21 protein-coding genes and 1 other annotated feature are annotated in these 22351 nt (G+C 28.9%); of the genes, 4 read left to right on the top strand and 17 right to left on the bottom strand.

The genetic code is table 11. From position 1 onward, the window contains the following. Nucleotides 1–194 precede the first annotated feature (194 nt). The 6 genes from ABHC41_RS02705 to ABHC41_RS02730 form a co-directional block, all read right to left on the bottom strand. Nucleotides 195–509, bottom strand: a complete 315-nt coding sequence (locus tag ABHC41_RS02705) for a rhodanese-like domain-containing protein (protein ID WP_092927199.1) — start codon at nt 507–509, stop codon at nt 195–197. Between the two features lie 170 nt (nt 510–679). Next, nucleotides 680–1354, bottom strand: coding sequence for a uracil-DNA glycosylase (locus ABHC41_RS02710; protein ID WP_092927201.1), 675 nt, complete (start codon nt 1352–1354; stop codon nt 680–682). A 14-nt stretch (nt 1355–1368) separates the two neighbouring features. Next, complete coding sequence (gene selB, locus ABHC41_RS02715; RefSeq protein WP_092927203.1) at nt 1369–3258, bottom strand: selenocysteine-specific translation elongation factor; 1890 nt, start codon at nt 3256–3258, stop codon at nt 1369–1371. Between the two features lie 21 nt (nt 3259–3279). After that, on the bottom strand, nt 3280–4680 hold the full coding sequence (selA, locus tag ABHC41_RS02720) for an L-seryl-tRNA(Sec) selenium transferase (RefSeq protein WP_166504903.1): 1401 nt from the start codon (nt 4678–4680) through the stop codon (nt 3280–3282). A gap of 220 nt (nt 4681–4900) precedes the next feature. Next, complete coding sequence (gene selD / locus ABHC41_RS02725) at nt 4901–5941, bottom strand: selenide, water dikinase SelD (RefSeq protein ID WP_271892035.1); 1041 nt, start codon at nt 5939–5941, stop codon at nt 4901–4903. A 100-nt stretch (nt 5942–6041) separates the two neighbouring features. Next, nucleotides 6042–6704, bottom strand: a complete 663-nt coding sequence (locus tag ABHC41_RS02730) for a helix-hairpin-helix domain-containing protein (protein WP_207733495.1) — start codon at nt 6702–6704, stop codon at nt 6042–6044. 78 nt (nt 6705–6782) lie between these two features. Between ABHC41_RS02730 and ABHC41_RS02735 the strand changes: the two genes are divergently transcribed. Next, nucleotides 6783–8093, top strand: coding sequence for a D-alanyl-D-alanine carboxypeptidase family protein (locus tag ABHC41_RS02735; RefSeq protein ID WP_166504901.1), 1311 nt, complete (start codon nt 6783–6785; stop codon nt 8091–8093). Between the two features lie 111 nt (nt 8094–8204). Further along, on the top strand, nt 8205–8450 hold the full coding sequence (locus tag ABHC41_RS02740; protein WP_092927211.1) for a hypothetical protein: 246 nt from the start codon (nt 8205–8207) through the stop codon (nt 8448–8450). Nucleotides 8451–8562: 112 nt separating this feature from the next. On the opposite strand, the gene sdaAA is transcribed toward ABHC41_RS02740, so the two are convergent. The 8 genes from sdaAA to nadD form a co-directional block, all read right to left on the bottom strand. Next, complete coding sequence (gene sdaAA / locus ABHC41_RS02745) at nt 8563–9441, bottom strand: L-serine ammonia-lyase, iron-sulfur-dependent, subunit alpha (protein ID WP_092927213.1); 879 nt, start codon at nt 9439–9441, stop codon at nt 8563–8565. 21 nt (nt 9442–9462) lie between these two features. After that, complete coding sequence (gene sdaAB / locus ABHC41_RS02750) at nt 9463–10137, bottom strand: L-serine ammonia-lyase, iron-sulfur-dependent subunit beta (RefSeq protein ID WP_092927215.1); 675 nt, start codon at nt 10135–10137, stop codon at nt 9463–9465. A 357-nt stretch (nt 10138–10494) separates the two neighbouring features. After that, nucleotides 10495–10875: a RidA family protein gene (locus ABHC41_RS02755; protein WP_092927217.1), complete on the bottom strand. Its 381-nt coding sequence runs from the start codon at nt 10873–10875 to the stop codon at nt 10495–10497. A gap of 160 nt (nt 10876–11035) precedes the next feature. Beyond that, nucleotides 11036–12253 carry a threonine ammonia-lyase gene (gene ilvA / locus ABHC41_RS02760; protein WP_271892036.1) on the bottom strand — a complete coding sequence of 406 codons (1218 nt, stop codon included), beginning with the start codon at nt 12251–12253 and terminating at the stop codon, nt 11036–11038. 347 nt (nt 12254–12600) lie between these two features. Further along, complete coding sequence (leuS, locus tag ABHC41_RS02765) at nt 12601–15021, bottom strand: leucine--tRNA ligase (protein WP_195236818.1); 2421 nt, start codon at nt 15019–15021, stop codon at nt 12601–12603. 56 nt (nt 15022–15077) lie between these two features. Beyond that, nucleotides 15078–15270 (bottom strand) — a binding site (T-box leader). A gap of 29 nt (nt 15271–15299) precedes the next feature. Then, nucleotides 15300–15650, bottom strand: a complete 351-nt coding sequence (rsfS, locus tag ABHC41_RS02770; protein ID WP_092927223.1) for a ribosome silencing factor — start codon at nt 15648–15650, stop codon at nt 15300–15302. A 70-nt stretch (nt 15651–15720) separates the two neighbouring features. After that, entirely contained in the window at nt 15721–16296 is a 576-nt protein-coding gene (gene yqeK / locus ABHC41_RS02775; RefSeq protein WP_092927225.1) for a bis(5'-nucleosyl)-tetraphosphatase (symmetrical) YqeK, read from the bottom strand. A gap of 2 nt (nt 16297–16298) precedes the next feature. After that, entirely contained in the window at nt 16299–16985 is a 687-nt protein-coding gene (gene nadD / locus ABHC41_RS02780; protein ID WP_092927227.1) for a nicotinate-nucleotide adenylyltransferase, read from the bottom strand. A gap of 117 nt (nt 16986–17102) precedes the next feature. Here nadD and recX point away from each other — a divergent pair, with 117 nt between their 5' ends. Together recX and ABHC41_RS02790 are read left to right on the top strand one after the other, a co-directional pair. Beyond that, a complete protein-coding gene (gene recX / locus ABHC41_RS02785; RefSeq protein ID WP_092927229.1) occupies nt 17103–17741 on the top strand; it encodes a recombination regulator RecX in 639 nt (212 codons plus the stop codon). Between the two features lie 276 nt (nt 17742–18017). Continuing rightward, on the top strand, nt 18018–18935 hold the full coding sequence (locus tag ABHC41_RS02790) for a ribonuclease Z (protein ID WP_271892037.1): 918 nt from the start codon (nt 18018–18020) through the stop codon (nt 18933–18935). A 101-nt stretch (nt 18936–19036) separates the two neighbouring features. Here the strand turns inward: ABHC41_RS02790 and ABHC41_RS02795 are convergent, their stop codons facing one another. From ABHC41_RS02795 to obgE, 3 genes are all read right to left on the bottom strand, one after another. Then, nucleotides 19037–20371 (bottom strand): CoA-disulfide reductase, encoded by a 1335-nt coding sequence (locus ABHC41_RS02795; RefSeq protein ID WP_092927233.1) that lies wholly within the window; start codon nt 20369–20371, stop codon nt 19037–19039. Between the two features lie 183 nt (nt 20372–20554). After that, nucleotides 20555–20926 carry a YhbY family RNA-binding protein gene (locus ABHC41_RS02800; protein ID WP_092927234.1) on the bottom strand — a complete coding sequence of 124 codons (372 nt, stop codon included), beginning with the start codon at nt 20924–20926 and terminating at the stop codon, nt 20555–20557. Between the two features lie 18 nt (nt 20927–20944). Continuing rightward, the gene (gene obgE, locus ABHC41_RS02805; protein ID WP_092927236.1) at nt 20945–22222 is read right to left on the bottom strand and encodes a GTPase ObgE; all 1278 of its coding nucleotides are present in this window, start codon (nt 22220–22222) and stop codon (nt 20945–20947) included. Nucleotides 22223–22351 lie beyond the last annotated feature (129 nt).

Here is a 22351-nt window from a genome sequence, read left to right on the forward strand (position 1 = left end):
TTAATTGTAAACTATGAATCTCTGTACTATTATTTAATCAGATAATATTTATATTGCATTTCTAATAGATATTTACCATTTAAATTGTGACTTTTTAATATATAATATCAATTTGATAAAAATAAAATGTGCTTAGTAAGTTTTTTCAATAATTCTAGCACATCTTATTATATCATTTATTCTTAATATTTTCGTTATTTTTCAAGTTCATATTTATAGCCTTTTATACCTCCAAATAAACTATATAATTTATTAAATCCATTTATACTTAATACCTTACATGTAGCTTTACTTTGGCTCCCTATTCCACAATATAATAATATTTTCTTATCCTTGTAATCTGCCAAGAAATCCATCTCATCATTTATCTCATTCATTGGTATATTTATAGCCTTTGGCAAATGACCATTTAGGTAATATTCTTCATTTCTAATATCTATAATAAGATCGAATTCATTGTTATCTATCATTGACTTTATTTTTTCTGATTCTAATATATATATACTCATATACAGCCTCCTCTCTTATTTAATATATTATGATTTTTTTCACAATAAGTTACATAGTTAAAGTTAATATTATATATCTAATTATATTTTGACAAATATTTATTGATTTTATCTATAATCATATATTCTTTATTAACAAAATAACTACACCTATATAGGTGTAGTTATTTTTATATATTAGGTATTTGCCACTGTATAGGGCTTTTACCTATTGATTTTAATATTTTATTAGTTTCTAAGAAATGGTTACATCCAAAGAATCCTCTTCTTGCAGATAAGGGACTTGGATGAGGAGATTCTAATATATAATGATGATTAGAAGTTATAAGCGCCTTTTTGCTTCTTGCATTTGCTCCCCATAATATAAATATTACAGGATCTTTTCTATTATTTAAAATTCTTATTATTTCATCAGTGAAAATTTCCCATCCCTTCCCTTTGTGAGAATTAGCTTCATGAGCTCTAACTGTTAGAGCTGTATTTAATAGTAATACACCTTGATCTGCCCACGGAATTAAATAACCATTGTTTGGTATAAAACATCCTAATTCACTATTTAACTCTTTATATATATTTAATAAAGATGGTGGTATTTTTTCTCCTGGTTGCACTGAAAAAGCCAGTCCATGCGCTTGATTTTCACCATGATAAGGATCTTGTCCTAGTATAAGTACTTTTGTATCTTTATATGATGTATGCTTTAAAGCTTCAAATATATTATTCATATTTGGGTATATTATTCTTTCGCTATATTCTTTTTTTAAAAATTCTCTTAATTTTAAATAGTAATCTTTTTTAAATTCTTCTTTTAATAATTCGTCCCAGTCATTATTTAAATTTACCATTTTGTCACCCTTATCTAAAATAGTACTCTGCTATTTTCTTTTCTCTTAGTTATTTTATTTCTATCAAAGTTTTCTAATAATATCACACAATTTTTTCGGCTAGAATTAAGTAAGTCTCTGTATTCGCCTAAAGTTATTTCTTTATTTTCTTTTAAATAATTAATCAAATTATTTTTTAGTGTTTCATACAGCTCTTTATCAATAACATGCTTTTCATCTAATTGTTCTACTTCTTGTCCTATCATAGATTCTAGTACTTCTTCATAAAATTTATTTTTGTTACATATACCATCTATTGTTAATATATTTTCTGATTTATTCATGCTAGAATTTAACTGATTTTTTATAGTGTTTTTTATTTCTAGCTGCTTTGAGTTTAACCTTACTTCAAATTCATATAAAGATATTAGATTATCGTTTACTTTTACTACTTTTTCTTTACTTAACTTATCTATTAATAAGTCCATCTCCTTAGTCTTAAACTTACCTTCAACTTTAGATCTAAACTCTTCTTTTACCATACCATTTCTAAGTCTGTAAGATTTATGATACTTAGTAAGTAAGTCTACACTTTTAAATTTTAGAGTCTCATATTTATTAATATGCATATACATACTATTTATACAGATAGCTTTATCCATATTTATAAGCTCTTGTAAAGCTTTATCTACATTTTCTTCATTTTCTCCAATATAGGCCATTATCTCTTTTTTACTTGGATATATTTCAGTATTTTTTTTAAGATACTCTTCTAATATATCTTTTAATTCACCTTTTTCTTTTATCTTTAATGAATTTATAACGTTTGTATCAAATTTTTTATGCTTTTTAGGGTTTGTGTCTATTATAGTTCCTCCACCTATAGTTTCCATAGGTGAATAACTTCTAATAACAAATTTATCTCCTTTTTTAGCTACTATACTTTCTTCTAATCTTAATTGTACATATCCATCTTCTGATGAGTTTATTATTTCTTTGTCTAATGGTACTGCCCTGCACAAAATTTCTTTTGTACCATGGTAAAGCCTTAACCTATCCCAATGTTTTAAGCTTTTGTTTGAATGATTTACAATAGATATTTTAACATCTAACATCATGGATTCTTCTAAAGAATTTTTTGCACCTAAAACATCTCCTCTTTTTAGATCTTCAACTTTGACATTAGATATATTTATTGCAGTTCTTTGTCCTGCATAAGCAGTGTTTACATTTTCGCCATGAACTTGAATACTTCTTATTTTCGTTTCTATATTTGAAGGATATAGCATTAAATCATCTTCAACACTTATTTTTCCTTCTGTTAGGGTCCCTGTTATTACAGTTCCAAATCCTTTTACAGAAAATACTCTATCTATATTAAGCCTTGCAGGTGAACTTATATCATTATCTTCTATATCTTTACTTATTTCATCAATTTTGTTTATAAGTTTATCTATACCCCTTTTAGATATAGAATCAACTTCTATTATATCTGCATCTTCAAGAAAAGTTCCTTTTACCTTTTCTATTACATCTTCTTTTACTAATTCTATAAATTCTTCATCTACTGTATCACATTTTGTTAAAACTATTATTCCATTTTTGACATTTAAAAATTTTAATATATCTAAATGCTCAATAGTTTGAGGCATTACACCTTCGTCAGCTCCAATTACAAATAAAACCATGTCTAAACCAGATGCTCCTGCAAGCATGTTTTTTATAAATTTTTCATGCCCTGGAACATCAACTATACCTGCTCTTTTTTTGCTCGGCAAATCAAAATATGTAAATCCTAAATTTATTGATATTCCTCTCTTTTTTTCTTCTGCTAAAGTATCTGTTTCTCTTCCTGTAAGTGCTTTTATAAGGGTAGTTTTTCCATGGTCTATATGACCTGCTGTACCTATTACTATATTTTTCATGTTAATCTCCCCTCTTGTATACTATTTAAATATATTTTTAAGTTCATTTATTATTAAATCATATTCGTCTTCAAATATAGTCCTTACATCTAATATGTATTTATTTTCATACACTCTTGCTATTATATGAGCATTACTTAATCTTAGTCTTCTCTCTAGTGTTGATACATTCATATTATTTGGAGTTATCGCGACTACCTTACTTTTTATAGTCTCTAAAGGCATAGATCCTCCCCCAACTTGAGATAAACCATCTTCTACACATACTTTTGCATCTATTTTTAGTTCTTTTATTTTATTTAATAAATCGTTAGCTTTTTCTTCTAATTCATCTATTTTATAAGTTAACATTCTAAGCGTTGGTATTTCTTTAATTGCTTTTTCTTCATCTAAATAAGTTCTAAGTGTAGATTCTAGAGCGCATATAGTTAACTTATCTACTCTTAGGGCTCTTGTTAATTGATTTTTTTTCATTTTATCTATGTACTCTTTTTTACCAACTATTATACCAGCTTGTGGTCCACCTAGCATTTTGTCTCCACTAAAAGTAACTATATCAGCACCTTTTCGTAGAGAATCTAAAACAGTAGGTTCATAAGACAGTCCATATTTTGATAAATCGATAAATACTCCACTACCTAAATCTTCTATCACAGGTATATTATGCTTTTTGCTAAGGATAGATAACTCATCTATATCTACACTTTCTGTAAATCCAAGTATTCTATAATTACTAGTATGAACCTTCATAATAGCTTTAGTATCTTCACTAATCGCTTCTTCATAATCTTTTAAATGTGTTTTGTTAGTAGCACCAACCTCTAAAAGTTTTGTACCACTTAATTCCATTATACTTGGTATTCTAAAAGAGCCACCAACTTCTACTAACTCACCTCTTGATACTATAACTTCGCCATCTTTAGCTAATGTGCTTAATACAAGCAGTACAGCTGCTGCATTATTATTTACCACTAATACATCCTCAGCATTTGTAAGCCTTTTTATTGTATCTGCTAGATGATCGTACCTCGAACCTCTTTGACCTTTTTCAATATTGTATTCTAAATTAGAATATCTAGATGCAGAATTCCAAAGTTCTTCTTTTATACTTTCACTAAGTAATGATCTTCCTAAATTAGTATGTAATACTGTACCTGTAGCATTTATAACCTTTTTTAAGGATAATGCATAGCTTATATTAATCTCATTTTTTATATCTTTAATTATATTATTTAAATCTAAATTTATATTATTTTTATCATCCTTAATATCTATTATTTCTTTTCTTTTTCTATCTATAACCTTCCTTATGCACTCTATGACTAAATTTCTAGGATACTCTTCTAATGTATTTTTTATATCTTCTTGGTTTAAAACTTCATCAACTGAAGGTAGCTTAGAAAATAATTCTCTTTTATTCAAATAAATCACAACCTTTGCTCTAAATTTCTAATTATTTAATAATATTTTATATTATTCTATTTTATAGCTAACCCACCTTCTATGTAGTACATAATATTTTCAAAATAAAATTTTATTTGTTTAGCTATTTTATTGATCTATTTTAGTATGTTTTATGCAAATTTTTTCATATATAAAATATGGAAATCATATGCTGTATGATTTCCATATTTTATATTATCTATATAACAGTTATGTACTTACTAGATTTTTCTTTAACTTCACCAATTACTTTAGCCTCTATAGATCCATTTTTCTTCATATCTTTTATTAGCATATCTGCTAATTCTTCTCTAACAGAAATTAGTAATCCACCTGATGTTTGAGGATCGTACAATATATCTTCTATTTCAGTTGCTATATTATTTGTACTAACATCTTTTCCTATGTATTCTTTATTTCTATACATACCTGCAGGTATTATACCCATTCTTGCCATATCGACAACTCCCTCCAATATAGGAACTTCCTTCGAATCTATTTCAATACTTACATTTGATGCCTTTGCCATTTCTAGGGCATGTCCTAAAAGTCCAAATCCTGTTATATCTGTAACTGAATTAACTTCTATATTATCAAAACTCATTGCTGCATACTTATTTAAATGTATCATAGTTTCTATTACTTTTTCAGAAACTTCTTTATCTACTAATCCTTCTTTCATAGCTGTATTTAATATACCTACACCTATAGGTTTAGTTATAATTAACTTATCACCTACTTTAGATGTTGCATTTGATAATACTTTATCTGGATGAACTATACCAGATACTGAAAGTCCATATTTGGGTTCTTTATCATCTACAGTATGCCCCCCAACTAAAAGTGCGCCACTCTCCTTAACTTTATCAAATCCACCCTTTAATATTTCTGCTAAAACATTCATATCATGACATGATGGAAAACAAACTATATTCATAGCTACAATTGGTTTTCCGCCCATAGCATAGACATCTGATAAAGAGTTTGCTGCTGCTATTTGACCAAATATATATGGGTCATCTATCATTGGAGTGAAAAAGTCTAGTGTCTGAATTAAAGCACTATCATTATTTAATTTATATACAGCTGCATCATCGGATGTTTCTAATCCAACTAATAAATTGTCTGTGCTTTCATTTCTAGGTAGTTTACTTAATACTGATGCCAGAACCTCTGGCCCAATCTTAGCCGCTCAGCCACCTGAAGTAGTCATATCTGTAAGTTTTCTTAACATCTCCATATATATCTCTCCTTGTTATGTCTTATAATAATTATAATATCATATTTTTACTTTTAAATTTACAAGTTTATATCAAATATTATTTTATTTAATGGTTATTTTACTCTATAGTAATCATATCCTTAATATCTTCATATTTTTTATCTCCAATTCCATTTACATTTTTTATTTCCTCAATACTCTTAAACTGACCTTTTTCTTCCCTATAATTTAATATTTTGTTAGCCGTAGCCTCTCCAACCCCAGGCAGTTTGTCTAAATCGCTTACGTTAGCTATATTTATATTGATTTTTGAATTATCTTCTTGAGACTTAGTATTATTTTGTGTTACATTTTCGTTATTATTATTTATTTCTTCACCTATTTTAGGTATTATATAATGCATTTCATCTTCTATAGTCATAGCTAAATTTATTTTATTTAAATCTGCCTCTTCTGTAAATCCTCCTAGTAAATCTATAGCATCTATTAACCTTTTGCTATTTTCAATTGTGACCACCCCAGGATTTTTAACCTCTCCACTTATAAATATCCTTATTTCTTTTGATTTATTTTCATTTATATCATTTTTATTTGCTGTTTTTTCCAATATTTTATCTTTGTCCATTTGTTCATCGTACTTTAAATTTTTAGTTTCTTCTTTCTCACTTTTGCTAACTACATATACATTATCTCTAACTTTTAACCCTCTATTAATTATAGTAGCAGATATAGAAAATACGGTTATGAGTATTACTATTGCAACCTTTTTTTGCTTGTTCAAATAAAATCACTCCTTCATTTTAATTATTGACAAAATTATGTTATACTAAAATATAAGTTTTGTTTTGGAGGTTAGTAAATGAAGAAAATTTTATCAATTTTGGCATCCTTGATGATTATACTCTCACAAATTTTAGGAGCTACTAATGAGGCTTTTGCTCAGGATAAAAAGCCTGACCTTACAGCAGAATATGCAGTATTAATGGACTATGAGACTGGAAAGGTTTTATACAATAAAAATGGACATTCCAGAATATATCCTGCATCAACTACTAAGGCATGGACAGCTTATGTAGTTATAAAGCACGTATCTGATTTAAGTTCAATGGTAACAATAAAAAACTTACCACCTATAGATGGATCTAGTATGTACTTAAAAAATGGAGAATCTTTTACAGTTAAGCAATTATTACAAGCTCTTTTAATACATTCTTCTAATGATGCTGCCTTTGTTTTAGCCAAATATGTTAGCGGTTCTGTGGACAAATTTGTAGACCTTATGAATAAGGAAGCTAAAGCTATTGGAGCTGAAGGTACTCATTTTAACAATCCACACGGTTTACCAGATGAAAAGCACTGGACTACAGCTTATGATATGGCTTTAATGGCCAGACAAGCTATGAGTAATGATGTCTTTAGAGATATCGTTAACACTAAATCTATAAAGTTTGAACCAAATGAGGCTTATCCTCATGAAAGATATTTTATAAATACTAATAAATTTTTAACATCTAATGAGAAAATAGACTACAAGGGTGAAAAAATCGATATTAAATATGATATAGTTGATGGTATTAAGACTGGTTATACAGATGATGCTGGTAGATGTCTTTTAAGTAGTGCTGTAAAAAACGATATGAGATTTATAGCTGCTGTTTTTAAAGCTGTTGGAAATGATTTATATCTAGATTCTAGAACACTACTAGATTATGGCTTTGATAACTTCTCTAATACTACTGTTATTGATAAATCTGACTATATAAAACATAAAAAAGTAATTTTTAGTAAACAAGGAGAATTAATTTACGAACCTGAATATAGTTATAAAGTAGTTCTTCCTAAGGGTACTAAAGATGGAATATATACTACAAAAGTTAAATTAGATGATATTAGTTTACCTATAAAAAAAGGGGACAAAGTTGGTGAACTAGAAGTTTATAATAAAAATAAACTAGAAACTACTATCAACCTTGTAGCTACAGATGATGTCAATAGCATTTTTAGCTTTATAACAGAAAATAAAATCATAATGACAATAATAAAAGTTGTATTGTTAATTGGAATTATTGCTTTTGTATTATTTATAACTATGAGAAGAAAATCAAATAAAAATAGACGTTATGCAAGTATCTATTCAAATAAAAACAAAAAATATAAAAGAAGAAGATAAGAGTAGCAATTTATTGCTGCTCTTTTATTTTGTGTAACATTTGTTACAGACAAGTTTTAACTTTTAAGTTATAATGTATTTTTTAATATATTAAATTATTGGAGGTTTATTATGAGCTGTGGATGTTCAAACATGGATAAAAATAACGGTAGAAATGTAGTAGATTTAGTTAGAAGTAAAGGTAAAGGAGATTTTCCTCTAAGAACTACTCATGATATAGAATGTGTTAATTGTAGTAAAGTATTTACAATGACTACTCATGTAGACAAATGCCCTCATTGCAACATGGTTTATGGAGTTACACCTTGTAGTTCTATGGATAAAAATAATATAAAGCCAGCTGGTGTAAATTATTAATCATTTTAACAAATTAAGTTTTTCAAAGAAGTTACTTTTTATATTTTAAGTAGCTTCTTTATTTTTACTTATATAAAAAGAGCTGTTCTCTATGAGATACAGCTCTTATATATTATCCAAATATTTTCTTAGTTAAAGAACATCCTGTGCAAGTAGCAGCAACTCCACCTAATGCAGTTTCTCTTAACTCCATTGGAAGTGTTTTACCTACTTTGTACATTGCTTCAACAGTTTCATCAAATGGTACTATGTTTAATATTCCAGCTAAAACTAATTCAGCAGATATTAAAGCATTAGCAACACCTATAGCATTTCTTCCTTGGCAAGGCGCTTCAACAAGTCCTGCTATTGGGTCACATATAAGTCCCATAACATTTTGTAAACAGTGAGATGCAGCATGAATAGCTTGTTCAGGTTTTCCACCCATCATTTCAACTACACCAGCAGCAGCCATAGCAGCAGCAGCACCAGTTTCAGCTTGACATCCACCTTCTGCACCAGCAACTGTAGCATTTCTAGTTATTATAGCTCCTATTGCTGAAGCTGTAAATAATGCATCTACCATTTGCTCATCAGTAAATCCATATTCTTTACCTATTGTAACAACAGCTCCTGGAAGTATACCACAAGAACCTGCTGTAGGTGCAGCAACTATTAGACCCATAGAAGCATTAATTTCCATAGTACCCATTGCAGCAACCATAGCTTTATTCATTAATTCTCCACATACACTTCTAGATGAATTTCTATAATTAGTTAATTTCTTAGCTTCTCCACCTATAAGTCCACCCATAGACTTTATATCTTCTTCAACAGCTCTTTCAGTAGCTGCTTTCATTATGCTTAAGCTATACATCATTTTTTCTCTTATTTCTTCTTTAGATAAACCTGACATCTCAGCTTCTCTTTCTAAACATAATTGATGTATAGGCATATTTAACTCTTTACATTTTTCTAATAATTCTGCTCCACTTGTAAAGTTATATTTCATTTTTTCGTCTCTCCTTACTCATTAGAATTTGTCTAAAACTACAACCTTAGCTATTACTTCAAACTTTCTTAATTGCTCAACTAAATCTTGTTCTAATTTTTCATCTGTTTCTATAGTAACAAATGTAAACTCAGATTTAGCTGGCTTATTTGTTGATATTGTTGATATATTTTTATTGTTATGAGCAAGTAATCCTGTTACAAACGATACTGCACCTGGGATATCTTTTATTTCTAGTACTACTGCAGCCTTTGAACCATTAAAATCAAGAGCTAATCCATCCATTTCTGTAAGTTTTATGTTACCTCCACCTATAGAAGCACCCATTACAGTTGACTTTGATCCATCTTCTAAAAGCATTTCCATTTTAACAGTGTTAGGATGTACGTTTTCTCCTAAATCAGTTTTGATAAATTCAAACTTAATACCAGCTTCTTCTGCTAATTTGAAAGAATCTTTTATTCTAGCATCATCAGTCTCAAATCCTAATATCCCACCTACTAATGCTTTATCAGTTCCATGTCCTTTGTATGTTTCTGCAAAAGAACCATGTAACAAGAATTTAACTTCCTTTATACGTTTTCCTGCTATCTTCGAAGCAGTTTTCCCTAGTCTAGCTGCTCCTGCTGTATGAGAACTAGATGGTCCTATCATGTTTGGTCCTACGACATCAAATACACTATAATCCTTAGCCATTGTATTACCTCTTTCTCCTAAAAGTCTTAATTAAAATTTTTTGATTTTAATTGCATTGCATATTAGTATTAATTTTAAATAGCTTAATATTATTATTTATCCAAAACTATCTTATATACATATTTATATCCTTAAATAAATGTATATAAACTAGTTTCTCATAAAATTCAATTTAAAATTTAATCCATTGATAATATTTTATTTAAATTCGTCATATTTTGTCAAGAAGGAAAGCAAAAAAAACTTTTTTGACTATATAATTTTATTTTGTAATTAAACATTTTTTTAACAAACTTTCCTATAAATTACAAAATGACCAGATTTAATCTGGCCATTTTAGTAATTTTTGGTAAAATATTATTTTACAGCTATTACTTCTATTTCAACTTTAACATCTTTTGGTAATCTTGCAACTTCTACACAAGCTCTTGCAGGCTTGCTTTCACCGAAGAATTCAGCATAAACTTCATTTATTTGAGCGAATTCGTTCATGTCTTTTATAAATACTGTAGTCTTAACTACATCTGCAAAGTCATATCCAGCTTCTGTTAATATAGCTTTTATGTTTGTTAGTGATTGAGCTGCTTGAGCTTTAACATCTCCTTCAACTATTTCCATAGTTTCTGGTACAAAAGGAACTTGTCCAGATACAAATAACATATTTCCAGCTTTAACAGCTTGTGAGTATGGTCCTATAGCTTTAGGAGCATTATTAGTGTGTATTACTTCGTGTTTCATTTTAAATTCCTCCTTATACATTAACTATATGTATTTAGTATTAGTCTTTCGATACTATTATACTACTATATTTATATTTGTACACATATTTTTTTAAGCAGGGTTACAAATATACTATATTTTTATTTGTAAACACCTGCTTTTAGTATATTTTTTAAAATTACATTTCTACTATATCAAATCCAGCACTTGTTACTGCATCTTTTATTTCTTTTATATGATCTTCTGATACAGTTTCTACAACTAGCTCAGCAGATTGTTTTCCTAGAGTACTTCCCATTGCTAATCTAGATATATTAGCTGCTAATATATTTCCATTTTTTTCACTTATTATCTTAGTTAATTCAGCAAGTCCGCCTGGCTTATCTTGTATTACAGTATTGAATGAGTATCTTCTTCCTTCTGTAGCTAATGCTGTTCCTATAACTCTATATAAAGTGTTAACGTCTACGTTACCACCAGATATTACACAAACAACGTTTTCATTTTTAGCTGGAACATACTTTCCACTTACCATTGCTGCTGTACTTACTGCCCCTGCACCTTCTGCTATAACTTTTTGATTTTCCATTAAGAATAAAATCCCTTGTGCTATTTCTTCTTCAGTTACAACTATAACATCATCAACTAATTCTTTTATTATTTCAAATGTTAAATCTCCTGGTGTTTTAACTGCTATACCATCAGCTATTGTAGTATCATTGAAAGCTGTAGTTACTTCACCATTTTTCATAGATTCCTTCATTGAAGGTACGTTAGAAGTTTGAACCCCTATAATTTTTACATTTGGGTTTAAAGCTTTAGCAGCTACTGCTATACCAGCTATTATTCCCCCTCCACCGATTGGACATAATATAGTGTCTACTTTATTGTCTAATTGCTCAAATATTTCAAGAGCTATTGTTCCTTGTCCTGCTATTACATATTTATCATTAAATGGATGTAAGAATGTTGCTCCAGTTTCTTTTTGTATTTCAACAGCTTTTGCATATGCATCATCATATACTATTCCGTTTAAAACAACTTCTGCTCCATATCCTTTAGTCGCTGTTACCTTTGCAAGTGGTGCTGTTGCTGGCATAACTATTGTTGCCTTTATTCCAGTCATCTTTGCTCCTAAAGCAACTCCTTGTGCATGGTTTCCTGCACTTGAAGCTATAACACCGTTTGCCTTCTCTTCATCAGTTAAGTTAGCTATTTTGTTACAAGCCCCTCTTAATTTAAAAGATCCTGTTTTTTGTAAGTTTTCGCACTTATAGAAAACATTTGCCCCAGTCTTAGCACTTAGCTTAGCACTTTCTAATAAATCTGTTTTTTTAACTATATCTTTTATAGTTTCTCTAGCTTGTTGTACATCTTGTAAAGTAACTTTTGTCATCGTATAAGTCTCCCTCTTATTAGTAATTTTTGTAATCACCCTTTAACAATTATTATTCTATACTCTTTTTTTACAAAATGCAACAGGAAATCGCTATTTCATAATTTTTTAATTTTTCTAAAAAAGTGACACAATTACTATTTTCTCCTTTATTAATTAAGAGTATACCTTTGTTACACCTTATTTTTTTAACTTGTATACATTATATTTTACTATATATTTTATATCATTTTATTTTAAAATTTTTTTAAATAATTTTAATTTATTTAGTATTTTATTGTATAAGTTTATTTCTTTTATATTATCCCTAAGCGTAAAAAAGAGGTAGCTTAGCTACCTCTTAAAAACTATTTAACAACTATATTAACTAACTTCTTAGGAACAGCTATAACTTTAACTACAGTTTTACCTTCCACTAAAGCTTTTATTTTTTCGTCTTCCATTGCTACTTTTTCCATATCCTCTCTAGATATATTAGTAGCAACACTTAATTTTCCTCTAACTTTTCCATTAATTTGAACTACTATTTCAACTTCATCTTTAACTAATGCAGTTTCATCATATTCTGGCCAAGATATATCAAATATACTTCCTTCTTTACCTATCATTGCCCATAATTCTTCTCCAATATGAGGAGCAAATGGTGAAAGTATAGTAACTATTGTATCTACACCTTCTTTTATAACAGCATCATTTCTAGCTTCTAATTCTTTGTATTTATACATTTCATTTACTAATTCCATTAATGCTGATATAGCAGTATTAAATCCAAACTTTTCATTAAGGTCTTCTGTAACTTTCTTTAAAGTTGCATTTATTGTGTATCTCATAGCCTTATCTTCTTTAGTTAATTCACCTAGAGAAACATCCTTCTTAGCTACATCTGCTAATTCATCTATTAGTCTATATACTCTATTTAAGAATCTAAAGCATCCTTCAACACCTTGATCTGACCATTCTAAATCTCTTTCTGGTGGTGCAGCAAATAATACGAATAATCTAGCCGTATCTACTCCGTATTCTTTTATTATTTCTGATGGTGCTACAACATTTCCTTTAGATTTACTCATCTTAGCTCCATCTTTTAAAACCATACCTTGAGTTAATAAGTTCTTAAATGGTTCTTTAAAATCTAACATTCCCATTTCATTAAATGCTTTAACAAAGAATCTTGAGTAAAGAAGATGAAGGATTGCATGTTCTACTCCACCTATATACTGGTCAACTGGCATCCAATTGTTAACTGCTTCTTTATTAAATGGCTCTTCAGTATTTTTAGGATCTATGTATCTTAAATAATACCAAGAAGAATCAACGAAAGTATCCATTGTGTCAACTTCTCTTCTAGCTGGCTTTCCACAACAAGGACAAGCAGCATCCATAAATGTTTTTGAAGTTGTAAGTGGAGATTCACCTTTACCTGTAAATTCAACATCTGTAGGTAATAATATAGGTAAATTTTCTTTCTTTTCAGGAACTATACCACATTCATCACAGTATACTACAGGTATTGGACATCCCCAATATCTTTGTCTTGAAAGTAACCAGTCTCTTAATCTATAATTAACTGTTTTCTTACCTCTTCCCATTTCTTCTATTTTTTCAATTATAGCTTCAAAAGCTTTTGAAGCTTCCATTCCATTAAATTCACCAGAGTTTACCATTATATTTTCTTCATTTATAACTTCAACTACTGGTAATTCATATTTAGCTGCAAATTCTCCATCTCTTTCATCATGAGCTGGTACTGCCATAACTGCACCTGTTCCATAATCTGCAAGAACATAGTTAGCTATCCATAACTGAACTTTCTCTCCATTTACAGGATTTATAACGTGCTTACCTATAAATAATCCTTCTTTTTCTACATCACTTGAAGTTCTTTCTATTTCAGTCATAGTATGCATTTTAGCCACGAAAGCATCCACAGCCTTTTCGTATTCTGTTCCTGCTACTAATTCTTTTACTAGCTCATGTTCAGGAGCTAAAACCATATAAGAAACCCCATAAACTGTATCTGGTCTAGTTGTAAATACCGTTATAGTTTTATCACTTCCATCTATATCAAAAGTTATTTCAGCTCCAGTACTCTTTCCTATCCAGTTCTTTTGCATTGTTTTAACTTTTTCAGGCCATCCATCTAAAGTGTCTAAGTCTTGAAGTAATTCTTCTGCAAATTGAGTAGTCTTGAAATACCATTGTTCTAGATCTTTCTTTATAACGATAGAATCACATCTTTCACATGCACCTTGAACAACTTGTTCATTAGCAAGAACTGTTTCGCAAGATGGACACCAGTTAACAAAAGATTTTTTCTTATATGCTAATCCATGTTCTAAGAACTTTAAGAATATCTCTTGTGTAAATTTATAGTACTCTGGTGTAGAAGTTGCTACTTCTCTATCCCAGTCAAAGCTAAGACCTAATGTCTTAAATTGCTTTCTCATATCTTCTATGTTTTCCATAGTCCATTTATCTGGATGTATCCCATGCTTTATAGCTGCATTTTCCGCTGGAAGTCCAAATGAATCCCATCCCATAGGATGAAGTACATTGTATCCTTGCATTTTTTTAAATCTAGCTACTACATCACCTATAGAGTAGTTTCTAACATGACCCATATGTAATTTTCCTGATGGATAAGGGAACATTTCTAATGCATAATATTTTGGTTTTGTTGTATCATTTGTATCTGTTTTGTATTGGTTGTTTTCTTCCCAAGTTTTTTGCCATTTGGCTTCAACTTCATTTGGCTTATAAACACTCATTTTAATCCTCCTATTATTTTTATAATATTAAAAAATCCCCGTCTCTAAACATAATGTTTAGGGACGAGGATATATTTTCGCGGTACCACCCTAATTAGTCTATAAATAGACTCTCTTAGATAGTTTTTATGCCAACTACGGCTAAATAGATACTTCTAGCAAGTTCAAAGGTATATTTTACTAGTTTTCACCTACCACTAGCTCTCTGAAAAAACATATTCTTTTACTACTCTAGTCTATTTAATTATTTTTAGTTATAATAGTTTATATTATCACCTTTATGCTAATGTGTCAACATCAACATATGGAGCATCTTTCCATAATTTTTCTAGATTATAGAATGATCTATCTTCTTCATTAAATATATGAACCATTATATCGCCATAATCTAAAAGTATCCAAGTTTGAGATTCGTATCCTTCTTTTCCTCTTGGTTCTATACCAATCTTTGTAAGTTCATCTTCTACATTATCAGCTATTGCCTTTACTTGTCTTTGAGATCCTGCTGTTGCAACTATGAAGTATTCACATAAACTTGAAACAGCTCCTATATTTATTATAGATATATCTTGACCTAACTTATCATCTATTGCATCATATGCAATCTTAGTGATTTGTTCTACTGTCATATTATTTCCTACCTTTCTAAAATTAAACATATTTTTATATTATATCATAAATTGTGATTTAAATATATTACTATTTATTGCTTCTATTCTCTAGCATATAGTTTCTTGCTTTTATAGTTTTTTCATGTATCATTTGATTGTTATCTATAACAAATTTTATAGTATTATTAAAAGACAACAACAATGCTTCGTCTAAATTGCCACCATATACAAGTTCTCTTAATTTTTCCACACCATTAAAGTTTCTATCTTCTTCTATTAAGTCAGCTATATATATTATTTTTTCAAGAAGTGACATATTTTCTCTTCCTGTAGTATGAAATCTTACAGCTCTTATAACATCTTCATTTTCTATATTATATTCATATTTACATATATATGAACCTATTATACTATGAGACAATGCTAAACTATTTTTTTCTAATTTATCTAGTTTTATATCATATTTTTTAACATAAAATTTGACATCCTCATTACTTAAGTATTTTGCACAATCATGAACAATTCCTGCTAAATAAGCCATATCTTTATTATATCCGTAAATTTCGCTAAGTTTTACTGCACAATTGGCTACATTCTCAGAATGTCTATATCTTTTTTCTGGTAACATATTTCTTACTTTATCTTTTATATCATTGTAATTCATTTTTAATCTCCATTATTATATAGTTTCTTACATTCTATATACTCTCTAACTTCTTCTGGTACTAAATATCTTATAGATCCATTATTTTTTAATTTTTCTCTTATATAAGTAGATGATATATCTAAAGATGGTACATATACCTCTATAATATTTGCACTATATTTTTTTCTTAAATCATTTATTTTTTCTTTAGTACTAGCTTTGCTTATGCCCGGTCTTGTAGCTGCTATAAATGTTGCTAATCTAAAATTTTCTTCTACATTTTTCCAAGTTTCTATATCACAAATTGCATCTGCCCCTGTTATAAAATATATATCTATTGAGTCGTATTCTTTTTTCATATCCCTAAGCGTATCTATGGTATAAGTTCTTTTATCTCTTATAATTTCCATATCTGATACTATGAAATCTTCATTGCTCATGGTTGCTAACTTTACCATTTCATATCTATCATATTTGTTTACAATGGTATTTTTTTTATGTGGTGGATTGCCCGATGGTATAAATATTATTTTATCTAGTTTATATTTATCCCTAATAAATTCAGCAGTTGCTAAATGTGCAGAATGAATTGGATCAAAAGTTCCCCCCATAATTCCAACTTTTGTACCTTTATATGTTTTGTTAAACTTTCCTAGTTTTGTCCTATTTATCTCCTCTGCTTTCTCAACTAGATTACTAGTAATCATTTTTACTCTCCTTTATATATTTATACTATTATTTTATCATTTTTTTTATAATATTAAAGATTATAAATCATATTTTAGTGTATACTTATATTTATATAATTATAAAGGAGTTTAAATATGGCTATAATTACTAAAATAGAGGCACAAAAAAGGAATACTGACAGAGTAAATATTTATGTAAATAATGAATTTTTCATGGCTATATTTACTGAATTAGTATATACATTCAGTCTAAAAAAAGGTATGGCTATAGATGAAAATGACTTAAAATCTATACTTAAAGAAGAGATGTATATAAAAGCTAAAACAAAAGCTCTAAATATTTTATCTAAAGCAGATCAATCAGAAAATAAAATAAGAGAAAAGCTTTCAAATGACTTTGAAGAAGATACTATTGATTTAGTTATAGAATTTTTACAAAAAAATAATTTTATAAATGATGAAATTTTAGCTCAAAAAATAGTCAATACAAATGTTAATTTAAATAAATATGGTAAAAATAAAATTAGACAAAATCTATATAACAAAGGTATAGATAAAGATTCTATAGAGCAAGCTATATCTAGCTTAGATCAAGATAAAGAATTTGAAAATGCTATGTATTTAGCCAAAAAAAGATATGATAGGATAAAAAACGACGATAAACATAAAATATATCAAAAAATTTATCAACATTTAGCTTATAAAGGCTTTAGTTATGATATTATTAAACGTGTACTAAATAAATTACTAAACGTTGATGAATACGATATGTAGTTTTAGGAGGATTTACTTTGAGCGAGGTTAAAAGAATATTAATAGGTGCTATAAGCCTAGGAATAGGTATATATAATCTTATTCAACTATATAGACAAGATAGCCTTAGATAAAATGGATTATAAATTTATAATCCATTTTTTGCTATAAATCTTAAAGTTTATACTTTATTTAAATTAATATATATTTTTTATCTATAAATATTTCTTTTTGCTACAGCAAATACTATTTCCTGGGTAATTAATTATATAAAAACTATTTTATGAGGAGTTTATAATGATTGATTTAATTTTACTTGGATGCGGAGGGAATCTCCCTACCCCTAATAGATATTTATCTTCTCTTTTTATAAATTACAATGGTAGTAAAATATTAATAGATTGTGGTGAAGGTACTCAAATATCTATGAAAATGAAAAATTGCGGATTTAAAAACCTCGATCTAATTCTTATAACACATTTACACGGGGATCACTTTAACGGATTACCTGGCCTTTTATCTACTATTGGTAATAGTGGCCGTACTGATGACCTAACTATAGTTGGCCCAGTTGGTATAAAGGAATATATAAATGCTGTTATGGTTTTAATTGAATACATACCTTATAAATTAAATATTATAGAAAATCCTAAAAATACTTTTTCCCTAGACCATGATATATTAAAAGACATTGAAATCTCAACTATGGAACTTGACCATTCTAGAGAATGTCTCGGATATAGTTTATATTTTAAGAGAAGGCCTAAATTTAATAAAGAAAAGGCAATTAGTAATAATGTTCCTATTATACTTTGGCAAAAACTTCAATCTGGAAAAAATATTGTATATAACGAGGTAGAATATACTCCTTCTATGGTGCTAGGAGATAATAGAAAGGGAATTAAAGTTAGTTTTATTACAGATACTAGACCTTTACTATCTATACCAAAATTTATAAAGGATAGTAATTTGTTTGTATGTGAGGGTATGTATGGTGATGATATGGATATTTCAAAAGCTGTTAAAAATCATCATATGACCTTTAGAGAAGCTGCAAACCTTGCTAGATTAGGAAATGTAGACAAGCTTATTTTAACTCATTTTAGCCCTTCTCTTGAAGACCCATATATATATTTAAATAATGCTACTAGTATTTTTAAAAATACAATTATAGGAGAAGATAGATTAAGCTTTAATTTAAACTTTAAAGATTAATTATCAAAACGTATTATATTAATATTACATTAAAAATAGGTTATTAAGCATAATAAGCATACCTAATAACCTATTTTTAATCATTTATCGATATTAAGTTACTATTTAGCCACATTTCCTGCTACGTTTAGTACATCCCAAGTTCTAGCAAATGGAGGTGCATAACATAAATCTAACATACCTAATTGATTAGTTGTTAATTTAGCAAATACTGCTGTTGCTATTACATTAGTTCTTTGAACTGCATCTTTAAATCCAACAACTTGTCCCCCTAATATAACCTTTGTTTTTGCATCATATACTAACTTGACATATATCTTATTTCTACCTGGGTAGTAATTAGTTTGGTTAAAATCAGATATAAACTTAACTTTAAAGTCTAATCCAAGCTTTTGTGCTTGTACTTCTGTAAGTCCTGTAGAACCTGCTTCCATGTCCATAACTTTAATACAACTTGATCCTAAAGAACCTTGGAACTTATTATTAGCTCCAGCTAAATTTTCTCCAACTATTCTTCCTAATTTATTGGCTCCTGTCGCTAATGGAACATAAGAATCTTGTCCGCTTACTATATTTTTTATAGTAGCACAATCTCCAGCTGCATATATATCTTCTATAGAAGATTTTCCATATTCATCAACTATTATTGCTCCATTAGGTAACATATTTATACCTGTATCTTTTATAAAATCAGTAGCTGGTCTAACTCCAGTAGCTATTATAACTACGTCAGCTTTTATTTCACCTTTATTAGTTATAACTTTTTCTACTTTAGTTTGTCCAACAAGTTCTGCTGCAAGTTCTTCTAATCTTAAATCAACATTATGTTTTTTAATTTCCTCTTCTAAAACATCAGTCATTTCTTTATCAAATACATTCTCAAGTATTCTACTTGTTGATTGAATTACTGTTACATTTTTACCTAATTTTTTAGCAGCTTCAACAGCTTCTAGACCTATAAATCCAGCCCCTATTATAACTACATCTTTATTTTCTTCTTTATTTAATAATTCTTTTACTTTTATTCCATCTGCCATGCTCTTTAATGTAGATACGTTTTCTAACTGTACATTCTTTATAGGTGGTATTACACTATATGCACCTGTTGCTACCATTAACTTGTCGTAAGAATCTTCAAATTCTACACCAGTTTCTAAGTTTTTAACTATAACCTTTTTATTTATTGCATCTACTTTTACTACTTCATGATGTATATTTAAGTCTATTCCAGTCTCTCTAAACTTTTCTGGACTTCTTGCTATCATATTGTTAGGGTCATCAAAAAATCCTCCAACAAAATATGGCAATCCACAAGCTCCAAATGATACAACTTCTCCCTTTTCATATACCACAACTTCATAATCTGGTTTAATTCTTTTAAGTTTTGCAGCCGCACTCATTCCAGCTGCAACTGCACCAATTATTATAACTCTCATTTTTGCCTCCTAAATTGCAGTCATTTTATATTTTATAATTAAGTTAGTATTTTGCCTTACTTTTTATACCATTCTTAGTTATTATATTAACATTATTTTTTGTAAAAATCTATATACTTCATTATAATATAAAATCTTTTTTATAAAAAATAACCATCTAAAATAGATGGTTATTTTACTAACTTATTTTCTAAATGCCTTTTTAGTAGGCTTTCCTTTTTTAGTCATATTTTCTGGCTTAACCTTTGGTTTAGCTGGTTCTTGACCTGGGAAGAATATCTTTGGTTCTTCTTGATTTTTTCTATATATTGTAAATTTATATCCTATAGCTTGTACAAATTCCGCTCTTAAAGCTTCACATACAGCATTAGCAGTTTCTTTAGCATCTAATCCTGCATTATCAAGTATAGTTACTTTAACTATTTCTCTAACTCTTAACATATCATCTAATTGTTCTAAGAAACTCTCTGTAACACCATCTTTACCTATTTGAGTAACAGGCTTTAAAGTGTTAGCTATTGATCTTAAGTATGCTCTTTGCTTACCTTTTAACATTTTGTCACCTCTTAATTTTTAATTGTAGAATTCAAATTCTAATTCATATATTCTAACAGTATCTCCATCTTCTATTCCCATCTCTCTTAGTCTATCAAAAACACCTTCGCCTTCCATAGCCTTTTGGAAATATTGGATAGATTCCATATCATCAAAGTTAACAGAGTACATTATTCTTCTTAGTGCCTTACCAGTAACAACATACACTCCGTCTTCTATTTCTATGTTTAAACCTTCTTCTTCTGTATTATCAAGTTCTGGCTTATACATTTCTTCTTCTGTGAATAACTCTATTTCTTCAACATCTCTTAGTATCTCAGAAACATATGCTATTACATCATCTACACCCTCTCTAGTAGCAGCAGACATTTTAAATACTTTATACCCTCTGCCTTCTAAGTTGTTTTTAAATTCTTCAAATACACTTTCATCTTCAAGTATATCTATTTTATTAGCAACAACAATTTGTGGTCTAGTTGATAATTTTTCATTGTATAACTTAAGTTCATCATTTATCTTATCAAAATCTTCTAATGCATCTCTACCTTCTAGTCCTGATATATCAACTATATGTATTAATACTTTAGTTCTTTCAACATGTCTTAAGAAGTCGTGTCCAAGACCAACCCCTTCAGCAGCTCCCTCTATAAGACCTGGTATATCTGCTAACACAAAACTATCACCAAATTTAGTTTGAACAACACCTAAGTTTGGTGTTAATGTTGTAAAGTGATAGTTTGCTATTTTGGGCTTAGCCTTAGTAACTACTGATAAAAAAGTAGATTTTCCTACGTTAGGGAATCCTAGTAACCCAACATCAGCTATCATTTTAAGCTCAAGAGTTACCCATCTTTCTTCTCCATCTGTACCAGATTTAGCAAAAGCTGGAGCTTGTCTTACTGAGTTACCAAAGTGTTGGTTCCCTTTTCCACCTCTACCACCTTTAGCTATTACAGCTCTATCTCCCTCTTCTTTTAAATCCGCTAATATAAGTCCTGTAGCTTCATCTCTAACTACAGTACCTGCAGGAACTTTAAGAATTAAATCCTCTCCATTTTTACCTGCTTTTCTTTTTTTACTTCCGTCTCCACCGTTTTCTGCAGCATATTTTCTCTGATATTTGAAATCCATTAATGTTCTAAGACCTAAGTCAACTTCAAATATAACACTTGCACCGCGTCCACCGTCTCCTCCATCTGGTCCACCAGCTGGAACATATTTTTCTCTTCTAAAAGATACCGATCCGTTACCACCGTTCCCGGCCTTAATAAAAATTCTCGCTCTATCTATAAACAAATTAATCACCTACTTGATCGACCTTCAATTAATTTAATTAGGGTCTTTTTGATTATTTTTCCCGATTTAACTGACTTTAATCAGTAAAATATCTATCTACAAGAAAAAGGAGTGCATTAACACTCCTTT

The sequence above is a fragment of the Romboutsia sp. 1001216sp1 genome, assembly GCF_039841805.1.
In the GTDB taxonomy this organism is placed as follows: domain Bacteria; phylum Bacillota; class Clostridia; order Peptostreptococcales; family Peptostreptococcaceae; genus Romboutsia_C; species Romboutsia_C hominis.